At 45.2% G+C, this 22,674-nt stretch carries 22 protein-coding genes and 2 riboswitches; of the genes, 1 reads left to right on the plus strand and 21 read right to left on the minus strand.

The features are described 5' to 3' along the window. The first annotated feature begins 40 nt into the window (after window positions 1–40). On the plus strand, window positions 41–463 hold the full coding sequence (locus DIC78_RS06550) for an Lrp/AsnC family transcriptional regulator (protein WP_024120450.1): 423 nt from the start codon (window positions 41–43) through the stop codon (window positions 461–463). 39 nt (window positions 464–502) lie between these two features. On the opposite strand, the gene purD is transcribed toward DIC78_RS06550, so the two are convergent. From purD to guaA, 21 genes are all read right to left on the minus strand, one after another. Further along, window positions 503–1,771, minus strand: a complete 1,269-nt coding sequence (purD, locus tag DIC78_RS06555; protein ID WP_127695800.1) for a phosphoribosylamine--glycine ligase — start codon at window positions 1,769–1,771, stop codon at window positions 503–505. A 15-nt stretch (window positions 1,772–1,786) separates the two neighbouring features. Continuing rightward, complete coding sequence (gene purH, locus DIC78_RS06560; protein ID WP_103672125.1) at window positions 1,787–3,325, minus strand: bifunctional phosphoribosylaminoimidazolecarboxamide formyltransferase/IMP cyclohydrolase; 1,539 nt, start codon at window positions 3,323–3,325, stop codon at window positions 1,787–1,789. Next, window positions 3,322–3,909 (minus strand): phosphoribosylglycinamide formyltransferase, encoded by a 588-nt coding sequence (purN, locus tag DIC78_RS06565; RefSeq protein ID WP_024120447.1) that lies wholly within the window; start codon window positions 3,907–3,909, stop codon window positions 3,322–3,324. The genes purH and purN overlap by 4 nt, the downstream gene beginning before the upstream one ends. Further along, window positions 3,906–4,946: a phosphoribosylformylglycinamidine cyclo-ligase gene (gene purM / locus DIC78_RS06570; protein ID WP_127695802.1), complete on the minus strand. Its 1,041-nt coding sequence runs from the start codon at window positions 4,944–4,946 to the stop codon at window positions 3,906–3,908. The genes purN and purM overlap by 4 nt, the downstream gene beginning before the upstream one ends. Before the next feature lie 100 nt (window positions 4,947–5,046). Further along, complete coding sequence (gene purF, locus DIC78_RS06575) at window positions 5,047–6,477, minus strand: amidophosphoribosyltransferase (RefSeq protein WP_024120445.1); 1,431 nt, start codon at window positions 6,475–6,477, stop codon at window positions 5,047–5,049. Then, window positions 6,453–8,681: a phosphoribosylformylglycinamidine synthase subunit PurL gene (purL, locus tag DIC78_RS06580; protein WP_127695804.1), complete on the minus strand. Its 2,229-nt coding sequence runs from the start codon at window positions 8,679–8,681 to the stop codon at window positions 6,453–6,455. Before purL ends, purF begins: the two co-directional genes overlap by 25 nt. After that, window positions 8,665–9,348 (minus strand): phosphoribosylformylglycinamidine synthase subunit PurQ, encoded by a 684-nt coding sequence (purQ, locus tag DIC78_RS06585; protein WP_044152779.1) that lies wholly within the window; start codon window positions 9,346–9,348, stop codon window positions 8,665–8,667. The genes purL and purQ overlap by 17 nt, the downstream gene beginning before the upstream one ends. Continuing rightward, window positions 9,345–9,599, minus strand: coding sequence for a phosphoribosylformylglycinamidine synthase subunit PurS (gene purS, locus DIC78_RS06590; protein ID WP_010333246.1), 255 nt, complete (start codon window positions 9,597–9,599; stop codon window positions 9,345–9,347). The genes purQ and purS overlap by 4 nt, the downstream gene beginning before the upstream one ends. Beyond that, window positions 9,592–10,317, minus strand: coding sequence for a phosphoribosylaminoimidazolesuccinocarboxamide synthase (gene purC, locus DIC78_RS06595; RefSeq protein WP_127695805.1), 726 nt, complete (start codon window positions 10,315–10,317; stop codon window positions 9,592–9,594). Before purC ends, purS begins: the two co-directional genes overlap by 8 nt. Before the next feature lie 74 nt (window positions 10,318–10,391). Next, complete coding sequence (purB, locus tag DIC78_RS06600) at window positions 10,392–11,687, minus strand: adenylosuccinate lyase (RefSeq protein WP_127695807.1); 1,296 nt, start codon at window positions 11,685–11,687, stop codon at window positions 10,392–10,394. Continuing rightward, window positions 11,684–12,826, minus strand: a complete 1,143-nt coding sequence (gene purK, locus DIC78_RS06605) for a 5-(carboxyamino)imidazole ribonucleotide synthase (protein WP_106021509.1) — start codon at window positions 12,824–12,826, stop codon at window positions 11,684–11,686. The genes purB and purK overlap by 4 nt, the downstream gene beginning before the upstream one ends. Further along, window positions 12,819–13,307 (minus strand): 5-(carboxyamino)imidazole ribonucleotide mutase, encoded by a 489-nt coding sequence (gene purE, locus DIC78_RS06610; protein ID WP_024120439.1) that lies wholly within the window; start codon window positions 13,305–13,307, stop codon window positions 12,819–12,821. The genes purK and purE overlap by 8 nt, the downstream gene beginning before the upstream one ends. 140 nt (window positions 13,308–13,447) lie before the next feature. Next, window positions 13,448–13,549: riboswitch (purine riboswitch) on the minus strand. Window positions 13,550–13,628: 79 nt separating this feature from the next. Continuing rightward, on the minus strand, window positions 13,629–13,826 hold the full coding sequence (locus DIC78_RS06615; RefSeq protein ID WP_127695809.1) for an NETI motif-containing protein: 198 nt from the start codon (window positions 13,824–13,826) through the stop codon (window positions 13,629–13,631). Then, window positions 13,826–14,380, minus strand: a complete 555-nt coding sequence (locus DIC78_RS06620; RefSeq protein ID WP_024120437.1) for a DUF2179 domain-containing protein — start codon at window positions 14,378–14,380, stop codon at window positions 13,826–13,828. The genes DIC78_RS06615 and DIC78_RS06620 overlap by 1 nt, the downstream gene beginning before the upstream one ends. 214 nt (window positions 14,381–14,594) lie before the next feature. Beyond that, entirely contained in the window at window positions 14,595–14,762 is a 168-nt protein-coding gene (locus DIC78_RS06625; RefSeq protein WP_010333239.1) for a Fur-regulated basic protein FbpA, read from the minus strand. 129 nt (window positions 14,763–14,891) lie between these two features. Then, window positions 14,892–15,689 carry a DUF6574 domain-containing protein gene (locus tag DIC78_RS06630; RefSeq protein ID WP_024120436.1) on the minus strand — a complete coding sequence of 266 codons (798 nt, stop codon included), beginning with the start codon at window positions 15,687–15,689 and terminating at the stop codon, window positions 14,892–14,894. Between the two features lie 215 nt (window positions 15,690–15,904). Beyond that, entirely contained in the window at window positions 15,905–17,227 is a 1,323-nt protein-coding gene (pbuG, locus tag DIC78_RS06640) for a hypoxanthine/guanine permease PbuG (protein ID WP_024120435.1), read from the minus strand. A 135-nt stretch (window positions 17,228–17,362) separates the two neighbouring features. Further along, window positions 17,363–17,464, minus strand: a riboswitch (purine riboswitch). Window positions 17,465–17,610: 146 nt separating this feature from the next. Then, window positions 17,611–19,077, minus strand: coding sequence for a DUF4179 domain-containing protein (locus DIC78_RS06645; RefSeq protein ID WP_127695811.1), 1,467 nt, complete (start codon window positions 19,075–19,077; stop codon window positions 17,611–17,613). Beyond that, a complete protein-coding gene (locus DIC78_RS06650) occupies window positions 19,059–19,592 on the minus strand; it encodes a sigma-70 family RNA polymerase sigma factor (protein ID WP_127695813.1) in 534 nt (177 codons plus the stop codon). The genes DIC78_RS06645 and DIC78_RS06650 overlap by 19 nt, the downstream gene beginning before the upstream one ends. A 119-nt stretch (window positions 19,593–19,711) precedes the next feature. Further along, window positions 19,712–20,862, minus strand: a protein-coding gene (locus tag DIC78_RS06655; protein WP_127695632.1) for an IS3 family transposase whose coding sequence is annotated in 2 segments (ribosomal slippage) — window positions 19,712–20,589 and window positions 20,589–20,862 — 1,152 coding nt in all. Because the reading frame shifts where the segments join, the coding sequence is not laid out codon by codon here. Between the two features lie 125 nt (window positions 20,863–20,987). After that, the gene (guaA, locus tag DIC78_RS06660; protein ID WP_127695815.1) at window positions 20,988–22,529 is read right to left on the minus strand and encodes a glutamine-hydrolyzing GMP synthase; all 1,542 of its coding nucleotides are present in this window, start codon (window positions 22,527–22,529) and stop codon (window positions 20,988–20,990) included. Between the last annotated feature and the right edge of the window lie 145 nt (window positions 22,530–22,674).

A 22,674-nucleotide genomic window follows, 5' to 3' on the forward strand; every position in this document is an offset into this window, starting at 1 on the left:
TTTTTATCAATTCACCTAAATATGTAAAGGAGCAATACGAATGGATGATACAGACCTTCAAATTCTTTCGCATTTGCAGCAAAATGCCAGATTAACGATGGTTGAATTAGGAAAGCTTGTCGGACTCAGCTCTCCGAGTGCGGCGGAACGTGTCAGAAAGCTTGAGGACAAAGGGGTCATTACCGGGTACAGCGCTGATATCTGTTATGAAAAGCTAAACAAACATGTCACTGCTTTTATCCTGATGGAGCCGAAAAGCTGCAAACACTACGCCGCCTTTGCCGCAGCTCACCCCGATGTGGCAGAGAACCACCGGATTACAGGTATGTACAGCTATGTGACAAAAGTGGTGACGGAATCTGTGCATAGTCTAGAAGATTTTATAGACGCTTCAATGGCCCACGGAAAACCGACCACGCTTGTTGTGCTTTCTTCTTCCGCTTTCCGGCATGCTTTTGTATAACAAAAAACCCGCAGCACAATCTGCGGGTTTTTCTTCACTTTATTTTTGGGCAGCCTTCAGAGCTCGTGCTCCGATATCTTTTCTGAAAAACAGGCCGGGTTGGATGGTCTCATCAACGGCTTTGTACACTCTGTCTCGTGCCGCTTCAAACGTTTCATCAAAAGCGGTCACATTGGCGACACGGCCGCCGTTTGTGACGAACTCTTCACCTTCTGCTTTCGTTCCGGCATGGAAGACGACAACTTGATCAGCATTTGCTGTCAGGCTGCCAATCGGCGTGCCTTTTGCATAGCTTTCAGGATAGCCTTCTGAAGCAAGCACGACACTGACTGCCGCCGTATCCTTCCATCTCAAGTCAACTTCCTTATCATCTAAAAGATCTAGAAGCACTTGTACCAGATCAGAATCCATACGAGGCAGCACAACCTGCGTTTCCGGGTCGCCGAAGCGGGCATTAAATTCAATGACCTTCGATCCATTCGCAGTGAGCATCAGCCCCGCATACAAAACGCCTGTGAAGGAGCGACCTTCTTGAACCATTGCTTTTGCGGCTGGCTTGACGATCGTTTCTACAGCATGACGCACGGTGTCTTCCGAAATTTGCGGAACAGGAGAGTAAGCGCCCATTCCTCCTGTATTCGGCCCTTTGTCACCATCAAACGCGCGTTTATGATCCTGGGCAATGACCATCGGATATACCTTTTCTCCTTTGACAAATGCCATGAGGGAAAACTCTTCGCCGGAAAGAAATTCTTCAATCACGACAGATGCGCTCGCATCACCGAATTTTTCATCTTCAAGAAAATCATGCAGACACGCGATGGCTTCTTCCTCCGTCATCGCAACGGTTACGCCTTTTCCAGCCGCCAGTCCGTCCGCTTTAATGACAATCGGAGCGCCTTTTTCCTGCACATAAGCCTTGGCTTTTTCAAAGGATGTAAACGTGTCGTATTCTGCGGTCGGAATGTCGTATTTCTTCATTAAATCCTTTGCAAACTGCTTGCTTCCTTCGATTATCGCAGCGGCTTTTGACGGACCGAACACACGAAGACCGGCTTTTTCAAACTCGTCAACAAGGCCTTCAATTAAAGGAACCTCAGGCCCGACAATGGTCAGCACGACCTGATTTTCTTTTGCAAATGAGACAAGCCCGGCGTGGTCGCTTTCCTCAATGTTTACAAGCTGTGCAGAAGATGCCATGCCGTCATTTCCCGGAGCGGCAAATACCGTATCAACAAGACTGCTTTGCGCCACCTTCCATGCCAGCGTATGCTCTCTTCCGCCTTTACCGATAATTAATACATTCACGTCGTTTTCATCCCCTTAATGTTTGAAGTGTCTGATGCCGGTGAATACCATGGCAATGCCGTACTCGTCCGCTTTTTTAATGGAATCCCCGTCACGGATAGATCCGCCTGGCTGGATGATAGCTGTAACGCCCGCTTTTGCCGCTTCTTCGACTGTATCAGGCATTGGGAAATATGCATCTGATCCGAGTGCGCTGCCTTTCGCTTTTTCTCCTGCCTGCTCGATTGCGATTTTCGCTGATCCGACGCGGTTCATTTGTCCGGCTCCTACACCTACTGTCATGTTATCTTTTGCGAGAACGATCGCATTGGATTTCACATGTTTCACGACTTTCCAAGCAAGCTTCAAATCTTCCCACTCTTGCTCGTTCGGCTCTCTTTTTGTCGGAATGCTGATCTCAGCATCATTAAAGCCGTGCATATCTAAATCTTGAATCAGCAATCCGCCTTGTACAGATGTCAGCTGTTTTTCTTTTTGAACGGCAGCTGTCACATCAAGTGTCAGCAGACGGAGATTTTTCTTCGCTGTCAGGATATCAAGCGCTTCCTGGCTGAATGAGGGCGCAATGATGATTTCTAAGAAAATATGATGAAGCGCTTCGGCTGTTGGCTTGTCCACTTCACGGTTCAACGCGATAATGCCGCCGAAAATCGATGTTTTATCTGCTTCGAACGCTCTGTCAAACGCTTCTGCGATCGTTTCGCCAGTTCCCACGCCGCACGGATTCATATGCTTCACAGCAACCGCTGCAGGCTCAGTGAATTCACGAACAATTTGAACAGCTGCGTCCGCATCTTTAATGTTGTTGTAAGAAAGCTCTTTGCCGTGCAGCTGTTCTGCTTGCGCAATAGATCCTTTGACAGGAAGCGCGCTTTGGTAGAATGTTGCTTCTTGATGAGGATTTTCCCCATAGCGAAGCGATTGTTTTTTCTCAAACGTAACGGTGAATTGCTCTGGTTCTTTTTCACCGACAACATTTGTCAGATAGTCAGCGATCAGCGCGTCATATGCCGCAGTGTGGCGGAATACTTTTGCCGCCAGCTCGCGTTTTTTCTGAAGCGAAACATCGCCTTCTTCTTTGATTTGATTCAGAACAGGGCTGTAATCCGCTGGGTCAACGATAACCGTCACATCCTGATGGTTTTTCGATGCCGCACGCAGCATGCCAGGTCCGCCGATATCAATGTTTTCAATTGCCTCTTCGTACGTCACATTCTCTTTAGAAATCGTTTCTTTAAATGGATAGAGGTTGACGACAACCAGGTCAATTGGCGCAATCCCGTGTTCATTGATCTGTGCCATATGCTCTTCGTTGCCGCGAACTGCGAGAAGACCGCCGTGAATATTCGGATGAAGCGTTTTTAAGCGCCCGTCCATAATTTCCGGAAAACCTGTCACTTCAGAAATTCCGATGACATCAACACCGTTTTCTTGAAGTAGCTTTTTTGTGCCGCCGGTTGAAATAACTTCAACGCCAAGCTCTGTCAGTTCTTTTACGAAAGGAACAAGATTTGTTTTATCTGAAACACTGATTAGTGCGCGTTTAATGGTCATGCCTTTTCACCTCTGTTATTTAATCCTAATAGCTCTTTAATCACACTCGGATACCATTTGTGCTCAAGCTTGTGAATGTGATGTTCAATGGTTTCTAATGTATCTTCTTCGGTAATTTCAATTGCCTTTTGAGCGATGATCGGCCCTGTATCCATTCCTTCATCGACATAATGAACCGTAATCCCGGCAACCTTCACACCCGCCCGGTATGCCTGTCCGACTGCGTCTATTCCAGGGAAAGCGGGAAGAAGGGAAGGATGGATGTTGATGATTTTTCCTCCGTATGCCTGAAGCAGCGTATCACCGATCAGTCTCATATACCCGGCGAGAACGATCAATTCTGCTTCATGAAGATGAAGCTGTTCAATAATGGCCCGTTCAAATGCGGCCTTGTTTTCATAAGACTTCGGCTCAAATGCAAAGGATGGAATCTGGAATCTTTCCGCCCGCTCGATGACTTTCGCCTGCGGCTTATCGCAAACGAGGAGCGAAACGGCTGCATCCCAGTTCTCCTCTTTCAAACGCGTGACGATGGCTTCAAAGTTTGAGCCGTTTCCGGATGCAAATACCGCAAACTTTTTCATGAAAGTGCAGCACCGCCGAATGTAACGCCTTCACCATGTTTTACTCGCCCGATCAAATAGGCTTTTTCGCCTTGGCTTTCAAGCGTTCCGATGACTTCGGTGAGATGTTCTTCTTTTACTGCAAGAACAAATCCGATGCCCATATTAAAGACGTTAAACATGTCTTCTTCTTTCAGCTTGCCGTGTTCCTGCAAGAAAGAGAAGATCGGCGGGATCGGCCAAGAGCCGTGATCGATTTCCGCACTTAAGCCTTCAGGAAGCATCCGCGGAAGATTTTCGATAAATCCGCCGCCTGTTACGTGCGCCATTCCATCAATGAGTCCGCTTTTCACAGCCGCAAGCACAGGCTTCACGTAAATTCTTGTCGGCTCAAGCAGTTCTTCGCCGAGCGGGCGTTCAAACGGCTCATACGTCTTGTCGAGATCAAGCTCTGCATCGTCCAGAAGCACCTTTCTCACAAGGGAAAACCCATTGCTGTGAAGGCCGCTGGAGCTCAGGCCGATTAAAAGGTGGCCTTCCTTGATGTTTTCGCCAGTCACGATTTCATCCTTTTCCGCCACACCAACCGAGAAACCTGCAATATCGTATTCATCAGCTGTATATAATCCAGGCATTTCAGCGGTTTCTCCGCCGACCAAGGCTGAACCTGATTGCTCACAGCCATCCGCAACTCCTTGTACGATCTGCTCGATTTTCACGGGGTCTGCTTTGCCGACCGCTAAATAGTCGAGAAAAAAGAGCGGCTCCGCACCTTGCGCAAGCACGTCATTGACACACATTGCAACAGCGTCTACACCGATCGTGTCATGTTTATTCATGGAAAAAGCCAGCTTTAATTTTGTGCCGACACCGTCTGTTCCCGAAATTAAAACGGGTTTCTGATAAGAAAGCTCCGACAGATCAAACATGCCGCCAAAGCCGCCAAGGCTGCCCATAACGCCAAGCCTTTTCGTGCGCTCCACATGTTTTTTCATCCGTTTTACAGCTTCATATCCGGCTTCGATGTCAACTCCTGCGTTTTTATATGCTTCAGACATCCTATTCACTCCTTTAAGGCGCTTTTCAAAATATCTCTCCGAACAAGGGCAGAAAGAGAAAGGCAGCCAAACTGCGCTGCCTTTATGTCATTTTCAAGTTTTATTTGGTTAACACCGCTTCTTTTACATGAGGAAGCACAGTGTCCTGATAAATTTCAGTCGGATATTTCCCTGTAAAGCAAGCAAGACATTGCCCGCAATTCGAGTCTTCGTATTTTCTGCCGATTCCTTTCAGCAGCCCTTCGACACTCAAAAATGAGAGAGTGTCGGCTCCGATTTCCTGACGGATTTCTTCAACCGAGTGAGAAGACGCGATCAGCTCTTCATGTGTGGACGTATCAATGCCGTAAAAGCACGGATGAGCGATCGGCGGCGAACTGATTTTCACATGCACTTCTGTCGCACCCGCTTCTCTGAGCATTGTTACGATCCGGCGGCTTGTTGTTCCGCGCACGATGGAGTCATCCACCATAACGACGCGTTTCCCTTCTACAACACCGCGCACCGCAGAAAGCTTCATTCTGACGCCCTGCTCACGAAGAGCCTGAGACGGCTGAATAAACGTTCTGCCCACATAACGGTTTTTGATTAATCCAAGCTCGTACGGGATGCCTGTTGCTTCCGCGTAGCCGATAGCCGCTGAAATACTGGAATCCGGAACCCCTGTCACGACATCAGCTTCAACCGCTGATTCCTGAGCGAGCATTTTTCCAAGGCTTTTACGCGCACTGTGCACGTTAATGCCGTCAATATTGCTGTCAGGTCTTGAGAAATAAATGTACTCCATGCTGCAAATGGAACGGTTGATATTCATGGAGAAGCGCTCTGATTTCATGCCATCATCATTGATAATCAGCATTTCTCCCGGCTCCACCTCGCGAAGGTACGTCGCACCGACGACATCAAATGCGCATGTTTCTGAAGCGACGACATAAGCGTCTCCCATCATGCCGATTGACAGCGGTCTAAGCCCGTTCGGGTCAAGCGCTACGATCATTTCTGTTTCAGTCATGATCAGGAACGCGTAGGCGCCTTTCAGCATAGAAAGCGAGTTTTTAATCTGATCCTTCAGCGTGAAGTGGCCGCTTCTTTTGATCAGGTGAGCCAAAACCTCTGTATCCGAAGAAGTCTGGAAGATGCTCCCTTGATTTTCAAGCTGCTGCTTCAGCTGAGTGGCATTCACCAAGTTTCCGTTATGGGCAAGCGCCAGGCTGCCGTTGTTTTGAGAGCGGAAGAGGAGCGGCTGAACATTTTCATATCCGCCGCCGCCAGCCGTTGCGTACCGAACGTGTCCGATTGCGCCTTTCCCCTTTACTTTGCTGAGCTCACCGTTTTGAAATACTTCAGTGATCAGCCCTTGGCCTTTATGCGCCGTCAGCTTTTCACCGTCAGTCGCCACAATGCCCGCGCCCTCCTGTCCTCTGTGCTGGAGGCTGTGAAGGCCGTAATACGTGATTTGCGGGGCTTCTTCATGCCCCCAAATCCCAAAAACGCCGCATTCTTCATTTAAGCCTTTGATTTCAGCAAGCATGGGATAGCTCCTTTCCACGCGCGTTCAAGCTCTTTTGTCTGCGCATGAATCAATTGTTGTCCGTCTTGGTTTTGAACGCTCAGAAGTCCGTCAGCTGTTACCTCACCGATATGAACCGCATCTTGTACAGCTGCTTCAAACGCTGCTTGATGTTCTTTTTTCACAGAAACGACGAAGCGGGATTGAGATTCAGAGAATAATAACGCTGCTTCCCCTTCAACAGTCACGTTAGCGCCAAGGTTTTCCGTCGTCATGACACTTTCAGCAATCGCTACGCCTAAGCCGCCTTCAGATACATCGTGCGCTGATTGAACAAAGCCTTGTTTAATCGCGTCAAGCAGTGCCTTTTGGCGTGCCTGTTCTACATCTAGATCGATTTGCGGCGCTTTGCCGTAAATGCGGCCTTCTGTCATTTTTTGCAGCTCGCTTCCGGCAAACTCAGGTTTTGTTTCGCCGATGACGTACACGAGGTCGCCCGCTTGTTTGAAATACTGCGTTGTGATGTGTGCTGTATCTTCAATTAAACCGACCATGCCGATCACAGGTGTCGGGTAGATCGCCGTTCCGTTTGATTCGTTGTAAAGCGATACGTTTCCGCCGATCACAGGTGTGCTGAGAACGTTGCACGCCTCACTGATGCCGTCAGCCGCTTTTTCAATCTGCCAGAAGATTTCCGGTTTCTCCGGGTTTCCAAAGTTCAGGTTATCTGTAACCGCAAGCGGTTCTGCACCTGAGCAAACGATGTTGCGCGCCGCTTCAGCGACAGCGATTTTTCCGCCGACCTCTGGATCAAGGTAGAGATAACGGGCGTTACAGTCAGTTGTCATCGCCAGCGCCTTTTTCGTTCCGCGGATTCTGAGAACACCCGCATCAGACCCAGGAGCGACAACTGTATTCGTCCGCACCATGTAGTCATACTGGTCGTAAACCCACTCTTTGCTTGCGATCGTCGGCTGCTGCAGGAGCGCCTTCAGTGTTTTATTCGCATCGTCAATTTGAGGAGCCGGGACATCCGTCTCTAAAAATTCACGGTAGTAAGCAGGCTCTTGAGAAGGCTTGTGATAAACCGGCGCCTCTTCTGCCAAGGCATCAACAGGGAGCTCGCATACAACCTCACCTTTATGTGTCAGGCGCAGCAGTTTATCATCTGTTACACGTCCGACAGAAACCGCTTCAAGATCATACTTGTCAAAAATATCGATGATTTCCTGCTCACGTCCGCGCTCGATAACAAGCAGCATCCGTTCCTGTGATTCAGAAAGCATCATTTCATAAGCAGTCATGCCTGTTTCACGCTGCGGAATCAAGTCAAGGTTCATTTCAATGCCTGAACCCGCTTTACTTGCCATTTCCGCGCTTGAGCTGGTCAGACCGGCAGCTCCCATGTCCTGAATGCCGACTAGGGCGTCACATTGAATGACTTCCAGACATGCTTCAAGCAAAAGCTTCTCCATAAACGGATCGCCGACTTGAACCGCGGAGCGCTTTTCTTCAGAAGCATCAGACATTTCTTCAGATGCAAACGTAGCGCCGTGAATTCCGTCACGCCCTGTTTTAGCGCCGACGTACATGACCGTGTTGCCGACACCCTTTGCCTGGCCTTTTTTGATGTCTTCATGATTGATTAATCCGACGCACATTGCGTTGACAAGCGGATTCCCTTCATAACTGCTGTCAAATTGCACTTCGCCGCCGACTGTCGGGATACCGATGCAGTTCCCGTATCCGGCGATACCTGCTACTACTTCTTCAAACAAGTACTTCACGCGCGGTGAAGTCAGTTCACCAAATCGAAGAGAGTTTAATACAGCGATAGGACGCGCACCCATAGAAAAGACATCACGGATTATGCCGCCTACGCCAGTCGCAGCGCCTTGGTACGGTTCGATGGCTGATGGATGGTTATGCGATTCAATTTTGAACACAACCGCTTGGTTGTCACCGATATCAACGATTCCGGCACCTTCCCCCGGACCTTGCAGCACGCGTTCGCCGCTCGTCGGGAATTTACGCAAAATCGGCTTTGAGTTCTTGTAGCTGCAATGCTCTGACCACATGACAGAAAAAATTCCGATTTCTGTGTAGTTCGGCAATCTGCCAAGAATGGATTCAATCAATGCAAACTCATCATCACTGACACCCATTTGCTGATATAATTTCTCTTCTTTAATTTGTTCTTTACTTGGTTCAAGCAGTAGTGACATGAGTTTCCCTCCAATTTTTCACGATAGACTGAAACAATGTAAGACCGTCGGCGCTTCCAAGCAGTTCATCGACCGCGCGCTCAGGATGAGGCATCATGCCTAATACATTTCCTTTTTCATTAACAACACCGGCAATATCGCTGACACTTCCGTTAATATCGGAACCGTATGTGAAAGCAATTTGATTGTTTTCTTTTAATGAAGCAAGCGTTTCATCATCACAGTAGAAGTTCCCTTCACCGTGGGCAACCGGAACCGTAATCGCTTGGCCCTTTTCATAGGAAGAGGTGAATAATGTTTCGTCGTTCTGCACGATTAATTCAACCGGACGGCAAATGAACTTCAAGTCTTTGTTGCGTCTCATTGCACCTGGCAGAAGGCCAAGCTCCTGTAAAATCTGAAATCCGTTGCAGACGCCGAGAACAGGTTTTCCTTCAGCCGCTGCCTGTTTTACAGCTGGCATAATATTCGCAAAACGGGCGATGGCGCCGCATCTCAAGTAATCTCCGTAAGAAAAACCTCCCGGAATTAACACCCCGTCAAAGCCGTCAAGGCTTGTTTCCTCGTGCCAGACGTATTCCACATCATGACCGAGTTCATCCTTTACAGCGTGAAACATATCGATATCACAGTTAGAGCCAGGTAACACAATCACCGCAAATTTCACTGTGCGACTACCTCCTCAACCTCGTATCTGTAATCTTCAATCACTGTATTCGCAAGAAGTTTTTCGCACATTTCTTTGACTAGCACGTCAAGATCACGGTCAGACTTTTCGATTGTTAGCTCCATGTATTTCCCGATGCGCACGTCTGCGACTTCCTTGTAAGACATACTGTGCAAGGCATGCTGGACAGCGCTCCCTTGTGGATCTAGTACACTTTCTTTTAAGCTGACATAAACTTTTACTTTATACATGATGAATGCCTCCCAGTCTTTTGAAAATCTCTTCGTATGCGTCGGTTAAGCTTCCCAGATTGCGTCTGAATAAATCTTTGTCCAGCTTTTCGTTCGTGTCTTTATCCCACAAGCGGCATGTGTCAGGTGAAATTTCATCCGCCAAAAGCACTTTCCCGTCTGCATCTAAACCGAATTCAAGCTTGAAATCTATTAATCTGACGTGACAATCGTCAAAAATGCTTTGAAGCTCTTCATTTACTGTTTTTGTAATGGACTTAATGGTTTCTACCTGTTCAGGAGTCGCCGCTTTCAGCAGCCAAATATGATCTTCTGTGATGAGCGGATCACCCAGCGCGTCATCCTTGTAGTAAAACTCGATAATCGGCTGTTCAAGCTTCGTGCCTTCTGGAATGCCGAGACGTTTGGACATGCTTCCTGCCACCACATTTCTGACAACGACTTCCAGCGGCACAATCGTTACCTTTTTAATGAGCTGCTCTGTTTCCGAAATGCGCTCGATAAAGTGGTTGTTAACCCCTTTTTCGTGAAGGTGTTTGAAAATCAGGCTTGAGATCTCATTGTTTAAGCGCCCTTTGCCGCTGATTTCCGCCTTTTTTTCTCCGTTAAAGGCAGTTGCAGAATCTTTATACACCACATACAGCGTGTTTTCGTCGTCGGTTTTGTAAATCTTTTTCGCTTTTCCTTCATATAAAAGTTCATTCTTCACAATATTCACGGAAGGCCTCCTAACCCGAATGTTGGGAATTTTCAAACTAAGGCAGCAGGGAAGAAGCCGCCTAAAAGCTTCTTCTATGCTAAACCTAAACGTTCAAAGATCAGATCTACATTTTTCAGATGGTAATGATAATCAAAGCAGTCAGCAATTTTTTCCGAAGAAAGACGGGAAGTGATTTTCTCTTCCGCTTCCACAAGCTCACGGAACGGTACTTGCTTTTCCCATGCCTCCATTGCTTTCGGCTGCACTGTGTCATAAGCTTCTTCACGAGTCAGGCCTGTGTCAATCAATGCCAGCAGCACGCGCTGAGAGTAGATCAGCCCCAATGTGCGGTCCATGTTGCGCTTCATGTTTTCCGGGAAGACCGTTAAGTTCTTCACGATGTTGGAGAAGCGGTTCAGCATGTAATTCAGCGCGATGGTCGCATCCGGAAGAATAATCCGCTCCGCTGAAGAATGAGAAATATCGCGCTCATGCCATAACGGAACATTTTCGTAAGCTGTCATCATGTAGCCGCGAATGACACGCGCTATACCTGTCATGTTTTCAGAACCGATCGGATTCCGTTTATGCGGCATAGCTGATGAACCTTTTTGCCCTTTCGCAAAAAATTCCTCGACCTCGCGTGTTTCACTCTTTTGCAGTCCGCGAATTTCAACCGCGAATTTCTCAATGCTTGTCGCAATCAAAGCAAGTGTCGCCATATAATCAGCATGGCGGTCACGCTGAAGCGTTTGTGTTGAAATCGGTGCGGCTTTCAGGCCGAGTTTCTCACAAACATACTGCTCTACAAACGGATCAATGTTCGCATATGTGCCGACAGCACCGGAAATCTTACCAACCTCGATGCCTTCCTTCGCTTGTTTAAAGCGTTCCAGGTTGCGTTTCATTTCTTCGTGCCAAAGCGCCAGTTTTAAACCAAATGTTGTAGGCTCTGCGTGTACGCCGTGTGTACGGCCCATCATGACGGTGTATTTATGTTCTTTCGCTTTTTCTTTTATAATGTCAACAAATCTCTCAAGGTCCTTGAGCAGAATGTCATTTGCCTGTTTTAATAAGTAAGAAAGAGCGGTATCTACGACGTCAGTTGACGTTAAGCCGTAATGCACCCATTTTCTTTCTTCGCCCAGTGATTCGGATACAGCGCGCGTAAAAGCAACTACGTCATGGCGCGTGTCCTGTTCGATTTCTAATATGCGGTTGATATCAAATGACGCGTTTTCGCGCATCAGCTTTACGTCTTCTTTTGGAATAACGCCAAGCTCCGCCCACGCTTCACAGGCAAGAATTTCAACCTCTAACCATGCTTGAAATCTGTTTTCATCCGTCCAAATCGCGGACATTTCAGGTCTTGAATAACGTTCGATCATTCTGCTTGTCCTCCGTCTCTATTTCTCCATTTATTTGTGATCTCCTGAATCCATTCGTCTTCAGGCTGCTTCATAAAAGTAATATGCCCCATTTTGCGGCCTTTTTTGATTTCATGTTTTCCGTATACATAAAGCTTTGCTTCTTTTAAAAGCTCTGGCTCTTCCTCTGGGATCTTCACTTCATCGCCGAGAAGATTCACCATCATACCAGGCTTCAGCAGCTCCGTTTTTCCAAGCGGAAGGCCGCAGACCGCTCTGATATGCTGTTCAAACTGGCTTGTTTCGCAAAGATCCAGCGTGTAATGTCCTGAATTGTGCGGTCTTGGCGCCAGTTCATTAACCAAAAGCTCATCGCCCTCTGTCAGGAACATTTCAACAGCAAGCGGTCCGACAAGGTTCAGCTCATCTGCGAGCTTAACGGCCAGCTCATCAGCCTTTTCCTGAATCCTTTCTTCAACCCGTGCAGGCACGATGCTTTGGAACAGAATATTATTGTGGTGAATGTTTTCTGCGGCCGGGAACGTCGAAATCTCTCCGTTTACCGATCTGACAACAATCACGGACAGTTCCATTTTAAAAGAAACCCAGCTTTCGAGAATGCAGGTTCCGTGCTCTAAAAGAGCTGAAGCCTCTTCTATTTGTGACGTTTCCTTGATGACAAATTGGCCTTTGCCGTCATATCCGCCGCGGCATGTTTTCAGCACTGCGGGAAGCCCCAGCGACTGAACCGCCTCTTTCAGCTCATCCATTGTTTTGACGATGCGGTAAGGTGCAACTTCACAGCCCGCGGATTGAATCGCTTTTTTCTCTGCTTCACGGTTTTGGGTAATGAGCAGCAGCTCACTTCCTTGCGGGAGATACGCATGACCTTTCAGCCAATGCAGCGCATCATAATCAATATTTTCAAACTCATACGTGATAATATCACTGATCTCAGCCAATTTCCGAATCGCTTCGCGGTCGTTGTATGAAGCGGTGATTTCAATATCCGCCACCTGCCCGCACGGCGAGTCTTTTACCGGATCGACGACCGCGACTTTATACCCCATTTGTTTTGCGGAGACAGCCATCATTTTTCCAAGCTGTCCGCCGCCGATAATGCCGATGACGGCTCCCGGATAGATGATTTGATTAGACAAGCTGATCACTGCTTTCTAACACTGTTTGTTTTGTATTTTCTCTTCTTTCATCTAACTTTCTGGCCAGATCCTCGTCAAAAGCTGACAAAATTTGCGCCGCTAACAGACCTGCGTTCACAGCGCCCGCTTTTCCGATGGCTGTTGTGGCAACCGGCACGCCTCCAGGCATTTGCACGATGGAAAGAAGTGAATCGAGTCCGTTCAGCGCCTTGGATTGAACCGGAACACCGATGACCGGCAGCGTCGTTTTAGCAGCTGTCATCCCCGGCAGGTGCGCCGCTCCTCCAGCACCGGCGATAATGACCTTGATGCCTCTTTCTCTGGCTGTTTCAGCGTACTCAAACATGAAATCAGGCGTCCGGTGAGCGGAAACCACCTTCTTTTCGTACGGCACTTCAAGTTCTTCAAGTATGTCGCATGCGTTTTTCATTGTCTCCCAATCGGAAGTGCTTCCCATGATGATTCCTACTAGCGGCTGCATTCTGTTCCCACCTTCTAATGCTTTAGTTTTCAGAAAATAAAAAATACCCGGCTTTGTATTGACTTATGAGGAAGCAATACAAACCGGGCATGGTGCATGTATCGGCAGTCGTTCGCTTCTGCGATATATCCATGTCAGTTTTATCGATCACTTTCCTGCATAGTCCGGCAATTTACGGTTGCCGGGTAGAAACTTATGGGCCATATTCCCAAGATTATATGAGGTCGTGTTTTGATTTCATGTTTATCTTAACAACGGACTTGGATAATGTCAACGATATTATCGAACGATACAAAAATTCATTCTTCTAATGTTCGTGTTTTAGATCGATTTCCCTTCAAATACGATTTTTTTTCCGCACGGAACGATCTGAATTGACCCATTTTCCATCTTTTCCTTGAAAATCGGCTCTTCCACTCGACGTACAGGCATATATCCTTCTTCTTTCATTTGCTGAAGCACTGCTTCTATCGTTTGCTGTTCTGTCACTTCAAACTTTTTCTTCTTCGGCTTTGCCATTATTCTTTAATTCTCCTCTTCTTCACCGCTTTGACCCAGAAGCCGCCGTGGATCGTTTTTGGTTCATACGCAATAATAAAAGCTTTCGAATCAAGCGTTTTAATCGTATCATACAGCTGCAGCTCATATCTTCTCGGCGTCAAAATCTGCAGGGCCGTGCGGTCGCCTTCAAGCCCGCCGGCCACCCAATTCGTTACGCCGTAGCCTTTTTCACGAAGCTGCCTAGGAAGATCGAGGTCAAGCTCTTTTGTAATCACATTGACCATAATATAGCCAAGCGCCAGTTTTTCTTCGATTTTCATGCCGACAATAACGCCCAAACCATAGCCGAGTGCGTACGCAATCACGTTTTGAATCTGGTCTAAGTTATCAAGCACAAGACTCAGCCCTGTCACATAAACCAGAATTTCAATGGTGCTGATTCCGGCCGCTAAATACCGCTGGCCTTTCAGTGTTAAAATCATTCTTATCGTAAAAAATGATACATAAACAACATTGATAATCAGAATAATGAGAACCATTGCTAATCCGTTTGATAATAAGGTTTGCATCATTTTATAAAACCTCCTTACTCATTCAACTTACGTAAAGCATTCATATTCTACTAGAGAAATGAACCCTTTACAATCAGCTATGGCCGTCATCGCAGGCAAAATTTTTCGACACACTCTCTTCATCACTCAGCAATAGTTTACCCTCTTTCTGTCCTTTTCAAAATCCAAACAAAAAAGCCCGCTTTTCAGCAGACTCATTTTTCTTTATCTATTGTCACATCTCTTTTTTCATTTTCCGAAGGGACTCATATTCTTTCTCAAGTTCACTCAGCGTATAATCAGCGAGCTGTTCCCCTCTTCCGCGATAAAATTCTGAGAGCATTAATTTGGTTTTTAAAAATTCCTTCTTTTGATAAATCGCCTGACGAAGTAAATGGGCCATGTCCATCATCCTCCACCGCATTTTCCTCATCATACACGGATTAATCCTACAATTCAACTATGTTTTTTAGATATATTTGTAAAAACTGTGACATCAAAAAAACCGGCGTTTTCAGCCGGTTTTTTTACATTAAAGCGGGATAAGCGATGCCGTAAAATATTCTGAAATAAACGGCCAAGTCACTGCCGCAAACAGCAGCGCAACGGCTAAAACAGCAAACACACAATAGATATAGTCAATCGGTGCCTCGCTTGCCGCCTGATACAGACGCTGTACATATAACGCCATCATAAAGAAGATCGAAAACAGCATTAACACTGTAAAAAGGACAGTCAGCATCGGTACATTCACGATCGCAAATATCATCCAAATGATTGAAACGGCGATCACCGGAACAAGCAATGAGCCAAAACCAGCCGCAGCTTCCTTGAATGATACCTTTTGCTTCATCATATACCGAGACACGGCCCATATGGAGAAGACCATAACAGCAAAAAAGACGAGCATATACACAAGAACAACAAAAAATCCGTCATAAAACGCGTGATGGCGCTCTCCAAAACCAAGCGGCCTGTTCCAGCTCGCCTTTAACTGAAACCAGTTTCCGATTGAAAAAACGATACTGAATATGAGCATTGAAATAAGACCATATTTATAATGAGAGAAACCATCTGCCACAACAGTTTTCGCCGGGGACTTTAATATTGAAAAAGCAAAGCCGCAATATCTGTTAATGGCTGCCCAAACAGAGGATAGCTTTTCTTTCACAGACGATTCTACGCGTTCCTTATGTTGTTTCTGCTTTTGTTTCTGCTTTTGCTTGCTTTGGCGGCTGGCTTTTCTGGACATCCGCGAAAGCGGCTCTTCATCTATTCCTTCATTCTGGTTAACTTCTTCTTCAAACGTTTCTTTTCTTTCTTCCGTCATGTTAGCAACTCCTATCAAAAATATACGGCGGAATACCATTCAGTAAGAAAATAAAACACTTATATAAGGTACCGAAGCCTTCCTGAACAGTCAAGTCATTTCCATTTAAGTAAACAATGGCGGCACATCTACATGACGGTATATGATATGAAATGGTTTTGCCTTTCGCAACAAAATAAAAAACCAGCCGCAACATCGCAGCTGGTTTTCATTCATTATTTCAAGAAAATAAAGTAAAGAATAAATACAACAAACAGTCCGTACATGATCGGATGAACCTCTTTGGCTTTTCCTTTGCACACCATTGTAATCGGATAGAAAATAAATCCGATGGCAATCCCGGTCGCAATGCTGTACGTTAACGGCATCATGATCATTGTAAGGAAAGCGGGAACCGCCACTTCGAACTTATCCCAAGCGATTTTGCCAAGCGGCGCTACCATTAGTGCACCGACAATGATCAGTGCCGGAGCTGTTACATTTGACGTAACGACTGATAGAAGCGGCGAGAAAAACATAGCGAGTAAAAAGAGAAACCCAGTTACAATTGCCGCAAATCCGGAACGAGCGCCCGCAGCAACACCCGAGCTTGATTCCACATAAGACGTTGTCGTAGACGTCCCAAGCACGGAGCCGATAACGATGGAAGTTGAGTCAGCTAAAAGCGCACGGCCCGCACGCGGCAATTTGTTTTCCTTCATTAAACCAGCCTGTGTTGCCACAGCAACCAGTGTACCAGCCGTATCAAAAAATCCGACAAACAAGAATGTTAAAATGACGATCAGCATTTGCACAGAGAAAATATCCGGCAAGTGAATCCAAGCTTGTCCAAAGGTCGATTCAAGGCTCGGCACACTTCCGACGATTTGAGACGGAACCGGAACCAAACCGAAAATCATCCCGGCAATCGCCGTTAACAGCATCCCGATAAACACGCCAGCGTTTACGCGAAGCACCATCAAAATAACCGTTACGATGACACCGAAAATCGTTAACAGCACAGGACCGCTGTGAATGTTTCCGATTGTGACAAGGGTTGAAGGATTCGATGCAATGATTCCTGAGCCCTGCAAGCCGACAAATGTAATAAATAGGCCAATCCCCGCTCCGACTGCCAATTTCAGCTCAGGCGGAATTGCGTTAATGATTTTTTCACGAAAACCTGTTAAAGAAAGAGCAACAAAGATCAGTCCTGAAATGAAAACACCAGACAAAGCGGCCTGCCAGGAAATCCCCATACCGAGAACGACAGAAAACGCAAAAAACGCGTTCAGCCCCATACCGGGCGCAATGGCAATCGGATATCTCGCAATCAATCCCATTAAGATACAGCCTGCTGCAGACGCCAAAGCTGTCGCCGTAAAGACCGCGCCTTGATCTATTCTCAATGCTTCCGGAAAATCTTTTACACTTTCCAAAGCAAGCGTAATCGGATTGACGAACAGGATATACGCCATGGATAAAAAGGTCGTTAATCCGCCGATGATTTCGTTGCGATAGCTGGTGCCCAGCTCATCAAACTGAAAAAACTTTTTCAAGCTATATGACTCCCTTCACTCTTTGCTATTTATCCTGCCCTGAAATCGCCAAATAAAAAACGCCCCAATACATTTTGGGACGCTTGACTACAGACGGATTTCAGTTTGAATAAATAAACCTGTTTTATTTATATCAAACGAAAGAAATGTTTACGTAGTCAAGCCATTTACGGTAGCTTGGTAGAAACTTGCGAGCCATATCCCCGCGATTATACGAATTCATCTTATTTGATTTCTGAGTCTATTGTACCAACTTCAATTTGAAATGACAATATAAATAACGAACATTACTTATTAAAAAAATTGGTTTATTCGTCTATTGACTAATGGGCAACAAAGATAAAAACCGTATGCATGACTACATACGGCTTTTCAACTTTTGATTATTTTTTTTCGGCAGGCTGACTCACTTGATGCACTGGTACAGTAAACGAGAATGGCTTTAGTTGAATCAGGTGATTTAAAACGCCGTTATCAATATACAGACCGTACTCACTAAACTCAAAATGCTTTAAAGACAGCTTATCATTATAATCATCATCCAGTTCAAAAGTAGATACCATTTCGGCTGTGTTCATATTTTTCACTTTAGCTATATTTGTTTTCAAATAATAACCTTCTTCATAATCACCCACTGGATCAGGCCAAGATTGCATTTTTTTCGTATCACCAAGGCCAATCGTTTCACCTATATTCACTAAATCATTTTCATTCATGCTTGAGGTATCAATTCCAGTGAAGCGGTAATGAACCATTACTTTCCTCCCTTTTTGGTTAATGTTATTGATTTCAATCCCTATGTTTTGATGGTTTGTTTCTGAAACATGAAATGGCATCTCTGCATTTAGCGGGACGATTTCACTGACCTCTGCCTCAGATTTAATGTTTGCTATTAATGTTAGCTTTTTCGCTTTTGAATTGATTGGTGATTCTAGCAGTGTTTGTCCTTTTGCTCTTACCGTTCTCTCGTTTACTTTTTTGCGGTCTCCAAGTTCGATGTTTGACGATGTCATCTCATATGTGTTTCCTAAATCATCTTTGACTTCGTTAATTTCAACCGTATCATGCTTTGCTATGCCTTGATAATCTATTGTAAATTGAAGGACAGAACCGAGCTTTCCGTTCTCTACTTGAATATTGGAAAATTGATAACGATTGTGATGCACTGATACCACTTTTGAGCTTTCTAAATAACTCGCATTCTTTTTGGTAATAGGCAGTTTGAAACTCCAATTCCCCTGTATTTCATTGATATGAGTAATCACAAAAGGCGTGGTATCCCCATTTTTTATTTCGGCTCCTTTTGTATAAAGCCTTAATTGACCAGCGTATTGTTTGTTATTTAATTTTTTGAGCATTAAGGAATCAAAGTCGATTGAAAAATTATCGTTAAAACTCGCTTTGCTCACATTATAGCTGAGCTCTTTTTCATCAGACTGGAGGTTATCAACAGTAAAGTTATAGACAAGCTGTCCGGCATCGTAGTATGAACTGTTCACAGATATAGTAATGCCTCGCGACTCCGCTTTTTCATTCAGATTTGTGACCAAATTGCTTTTAAACAATGATAGGCCAACTTTATCTTGAAACTCCTTATAAATTTGGCCGACAATGGGTATGCTTCCCATCGCTTTGTTTACAGAAGGCAGAAAAAGACCGGACGTTAAATACAGTATACCTACCACAGCAGCAACAGCCATTCCATTTGTAATGGTTCGTCCCCATTTAAAACGGCGCTTTGTGTTACTTTCATTTTCAGCACGAACGACAGCTTGATGTATTGCTTTTTTGAGTGCTTTCTTTGGCACTTCTATGTCATCATACAACTGCTTCACTTGGTGTTTTTCCATATTTTTTCATCCTCCTTTTCCAGCTCCTGTTTTAGTGATTTTCTTGCTCTATGTAAATGTGTTTTAATTGTGCCTTCTGCCATTCCTGTTTGTTCAGCTATCATTGAAATCGAATAATCTTGAAAATAATAGAGCTGAATTGTTAACTGAACATGTTCATCAAGTGTATCCAGCGCATTGCGCAAGTCTATATATTCTTCAATATTCCTTTGGTCCGTGCCAGTGTCATGATGGCTTTCAAACGGAACCAATTCTCCCTTCTTTTTCTTCATTGCAAAAATTGAATTAATAAGAATTCGGGTGAGCCACGTTAAAAAGTACTTTGGCTCTTTTAGTTTTTCTATACCTATAAAAGCTTTATAAGCCGTTTCCTGTACAGCATCAAGTGCATCTTCTTTATTTCTTAAATAGAGATAGGCTGTTTTATATAGAGTCTCCTGATGTGCCAGCATAAGCTTTTCAAAGGCTCGAGTATTTCCTTTTCTCGCCTTTGTAATCAATCTTTCTTCCTTCACCTTATCCACCTCCTATGTTGTTAGATATAAGAACTGCCAAAACGGTTTCAAAAAGTTAACAAAAAAACGCCCCTTTTATGGGACTGACCCCTGTTTTTGAGACAGGGATCAAAACACTTTTATACAGCCAATTGCCGATAGCTTATCGGTGATTGGCTGTTTAGTTTCGTTTGAATACGAATGTTGTTATAATAATAAATGTATTCTTTGACAGTGCGTTCTACGATGGCGGTCGTGGTTCGATTAATGCTGTTAAGATAGAACGTTTCAGACTTTAGTGAGGAATGAAACGATTCGATGGAGGCATTATCAGCGGGCGTCCCTTTGCGGGACATGCTCATGGTAATGCCTTTTGTTTTAACAGCTTTCTGATACTCATAAGATGTATACACAGATCCTTGGTCACTATGTAACACGCAGTTCTGAGGCAGTGTTGGCAGTTGATCAAGTGTGTTTAAGACAAAGTCTGTGTCCTGCTTATCTCCAATCGTGAAAGCAATTACTTCTCCATTGTATACATCCAATATACTGGAAAGGTACAATTGTTTCTGTCCATAAGGCAAATACGTGATATCCGTTACTAGTTTTTCAAGAGGATGATCGGACTGAAAGTTCCGATTCAATATGTTATCGACCACGGCATATGGCTGCCCATTCTTCTTGCGTTTTTTCACCTTAACCCGGCACTGCCACTGATTTTTCTGCATGATACGCTGAACCGTTTTATGGTTAATACGCATTCCCTTTTTTAATATAGCTGTAATTTTTCGATATCCATATCGATACTTGTGCTCTCGGCACAACGTGCCGATTTGTTTTTCCAAATGGCGCTTGGGATGATCTTTCATCAGGTTCTTCTTCCAACGATAATAAGACGCTCGTGAGATACCTAAATGAACACAGATATTCTGTACGGTCATTGTGCCGTGCAATACTTCTACAAGTTCGACTGACGTTTGGCTATCAACTTCCTTTCCAATTCGTTGTACTTTTTTAAAACTTCATTTTGTTGTCTCAGATAACGGTTCTCTGCCTGCAGTTTCTCTAATTCGGAAGAATACTCCGGACCTTTTCCGTAAGTGTATTGCTTACCAACAGGCTGTTCAAATCGATGTGTATCTCCAGCTTTATGCCATCTAACCCATGTTTGAACCTGCGTCTTATTCTTGATATTCAATTCCTGCATGATCTCTTTCATAGGCACGCCTGCCAATCTCATTTCTACAGCCTTCTGTTTGACTTCAATCGGATAACTCATTCTTGTTCCCATACAAAAAACACCTCCAAGTCTTATTTCGGATAACAACTATCCGTTTTCAAACTTGAAGGTGTTTTTTATTTGTCTCATCTTATGGGGTCAGTCCCTATAAAGGGACGTTTTTCTTAGGTATTTACTTATTCCCACTCAATCGTCGCAGGCGGCTTACTTGTAATATCGTACACCACGCGGTTGATATGCTTTACTTCGTTTACGATACGTGTCGAAATGACTTCAAGCACATCCCACGGGATACGCGCCCAGTCAGAAGTCATGCCGTCAATTGATGTAACGGCGCGAATTCCGATTGTGTAATCATATGTTCTCGCGTCACCCATAACACCAACGCTGCGGATGTCCGGAAGAACAGTGAAGTATTGCCAGATATCACGCTCTAAACCATGATTAGCAACTTCTTCACGCAAAATCGCATCTGATTCACGAACGATTTCTAGTTTTTCTTCTGTTACTTCGCCAAGAACGCGGATTCCGAGTCCCGGTCCTGGGAACGGCTGGCGCCACACGATTTCATCCGGAATGCCGAGCTCTGTGCCAAGCGCGCGCACTTCGTCTTTGAAGAGCGTGTTTAACGGCTCGATCAGCTCAAACTGCATGTCTTCAGGAAGCCCGCCGACATTGTGGTGAGATTTGATCGTTTGCGCCGTTGCTGTACCGCTCTCGATGATATCTGTGTAAAGCGTACCTTGTGCAAGGTAGTCGATGCCTTTGAGCTTGTCCGCTTCATCATCGAATACGTAAATGAATTCATTACCGATGATTTTGCGTTTTTGCTCAGGATCAGAAACGCCTTTTAATTTATCTAAGAATCGATCTTGTGCGTCTACTTTAATCACGTTCATGTTAAAGCCTTCGCTGAATGTTTTCATAACACCCTCAGCTTCGCCTTTACGGAGAAGACCATGGTCTACAAAGATACAAGTCAGCTGGTCGCCGATCGCTTTATGAATCAAAACAGCAACAACAGAAGAATCAACGCCGCCGCTAAGCGCGCAAAGAACCTGTTTGTCTCCGACCGTTTCACGGATTTTTTGCATTTCGATTTCGATAAAGTTCTCCATTGACCATTCGCCTTCGCATTCGCAAACGCCGAATACAAAGTTTTTCAGAAGGTCATTGCCGTATTCAGAATGGCGCACTTCCGGGTGGAACTGAACACCGTACCATTTTTTATCCGCTTTGCTCATTGCTGAGTTCGGGCAGTGATGGCTCGTCGCATCAACAGTGAAACCTTCAGGCACTTCTACAACCAAGTCACCGTGGCTCATCCAAACCACTTGTTCATTCGGAAGATCTTTGAACAAATCAGGTGTTCCTTCGATGTGGATGTTCGCTTTGCCGTATTCACGCTGGCTGGCAGCTTCTACTTTACCTCCAAGGTAATGAGTCATCAGCTGCATGCCGTAGCAAATTCCCAATACAGGAACATCTAATCCGAAGATTTTCTCGTCACAGCGGAAAGAGCCTTCATCATATACACTGTTCGGACCGCCGGATAAAATAATTCCTTTTGGATTCATTTCTTTAATTTCTTCAGCCGTCAATGTATGCGGATGCAGCTCACTGTATACACCAAATTCACGGATGCGGCGTGTAATCAGCTGATTGTACTGACTGCCGAAATCAAGGACAAGAATCATTTCATTCACTAACTTTGTCATGGTTGTCACCTAATCTCCTCTAAGTTTTTTGACACAGAAAAAAACGAGGACAGATATGAAACACGCTCCGCCCTCTTTGGCAAGGCCGTTTGCCGGAGTCAGGCAACTCGCTCCCAGACTCCGATAATATTCACTAATTCTAACA

This window comes from Bacillus halotolerans, assembly GCF_004006435.1.
Classification (GTDB): Bacteria; Bacillota; Bacilli; order Bacillales; family Bacillaceae; genus Bacillus; species Bacillus halotolerans.

What these genes read in the sequence shown, in the direction of transcription:
- DIC78_RS06550 (WP_024120450.1), top strand. Translation starts at nt 41, where the DNA reads ATGGATGATACAGACCTTCAAATTCTTTCGCATTTGCAGCAAAATGCC.
- purH (WP_103672125.1), bottom strand. Translation starts at nt 3,325, where the DNA reads ATGACCATTAAACGCGCACTAATCAGTGTTTCAGATAAAACAAATCTT.
- purN (WP_024120447.1), bottom strand. Translation starts at nt 3,909, where the DNA reads ATGAAAAAGTTTGCGGTATTTGCATCCGGAAACGGCTCAAACTTTGAA.
- purM (WP_127695802.1), bottom strand. Translation starts at nt 4,946, where the DNA reads ATGTCTGAAGCATATAAAAACGCAGGAGTTGACATCGAAGCCGGATAT.
- purF (WP_024120445.1), bottom strand. Translation starts at nt 6,477, where the DNA reads ATGCTTGCTGAAATCAAAGGCTTAAATGAAGAATGCGGCGTTTTTGGG.
- purL (WP_127695804.1), bottom strand. Translation starts at nt 8,681, where the DNA reads ATGTCACTACTGCTTGAACCAAGTAAAGAACAAATTAAAGAAGAGAAA.
- purS (WP_010333246.1), bottom strand. Translation starts at nt 9,599, where the DNA reads ATGTATAAAGTAAAAGTTTATGTCAGCTTAAAAGAAAGTGTACTAGAT.
- purB (WP_127695807.1), bottom strand. Translation starts at nt 11,687, where the DNA reads ATGATCGAACGTTATTCAAGACCTGAAATGTCCGCGATTTGGACGGAT.
- purE (WP_024120439.1), bottom strand. Translation starts at nt 13,307, where the DNA reads ATGCAGCCGCTAGTAGGAATCATCATGGGAAGCACTTCCGATTGGGAG.
- DIC78_RS06615 (WP_127695809.1), bottom strand. Translation starts at nt 13,826, where the DNA reads ATGGCAAAGCCGAAGAAGAAAAAGTTTGAAGTGACAGAACAGCAAACG.
- DIC78_RS06620 (WP_024120437.1), bottom strand. Translation starts at nt 14,380, where the DNA reads ATGATGCAAACCTTATTATCAAACGGATTAGCAATGGTTCTCATTATT.
- DIC78_RS06625 (WP_010333239.1), bottom strand. Translation starts at nt 14,762, where the DNA reads ATGGCCCATTTACTTCGTCAGGCGATTTATCAAAAGAAGGAATTTTTA.
- DIC78_RS06630 (WP_024120436.1), bottom strand. Translation starts at nt 15,689, where the DNA reads ATGACGGAAGAAAGAAAAGAAACGTTTGAAGAAGAAGTTAACCAGAAT.
- DIC78_RS06645 (WP_127695811.1), bottom strand. Translation starts at nt 19,077, where the DNA reads ATGGAAAAACACCAAGTGAAGCAGTTGTATGATGACATAGAAGTGCCA.
- guaA (WP_127695815.1), bottom strand. Translation starts at nt 22,529, where the DNA reads ATGACAAAGTTAGTGAATGAAATGATTCTTGTCCTTGATTTCGGCAGT.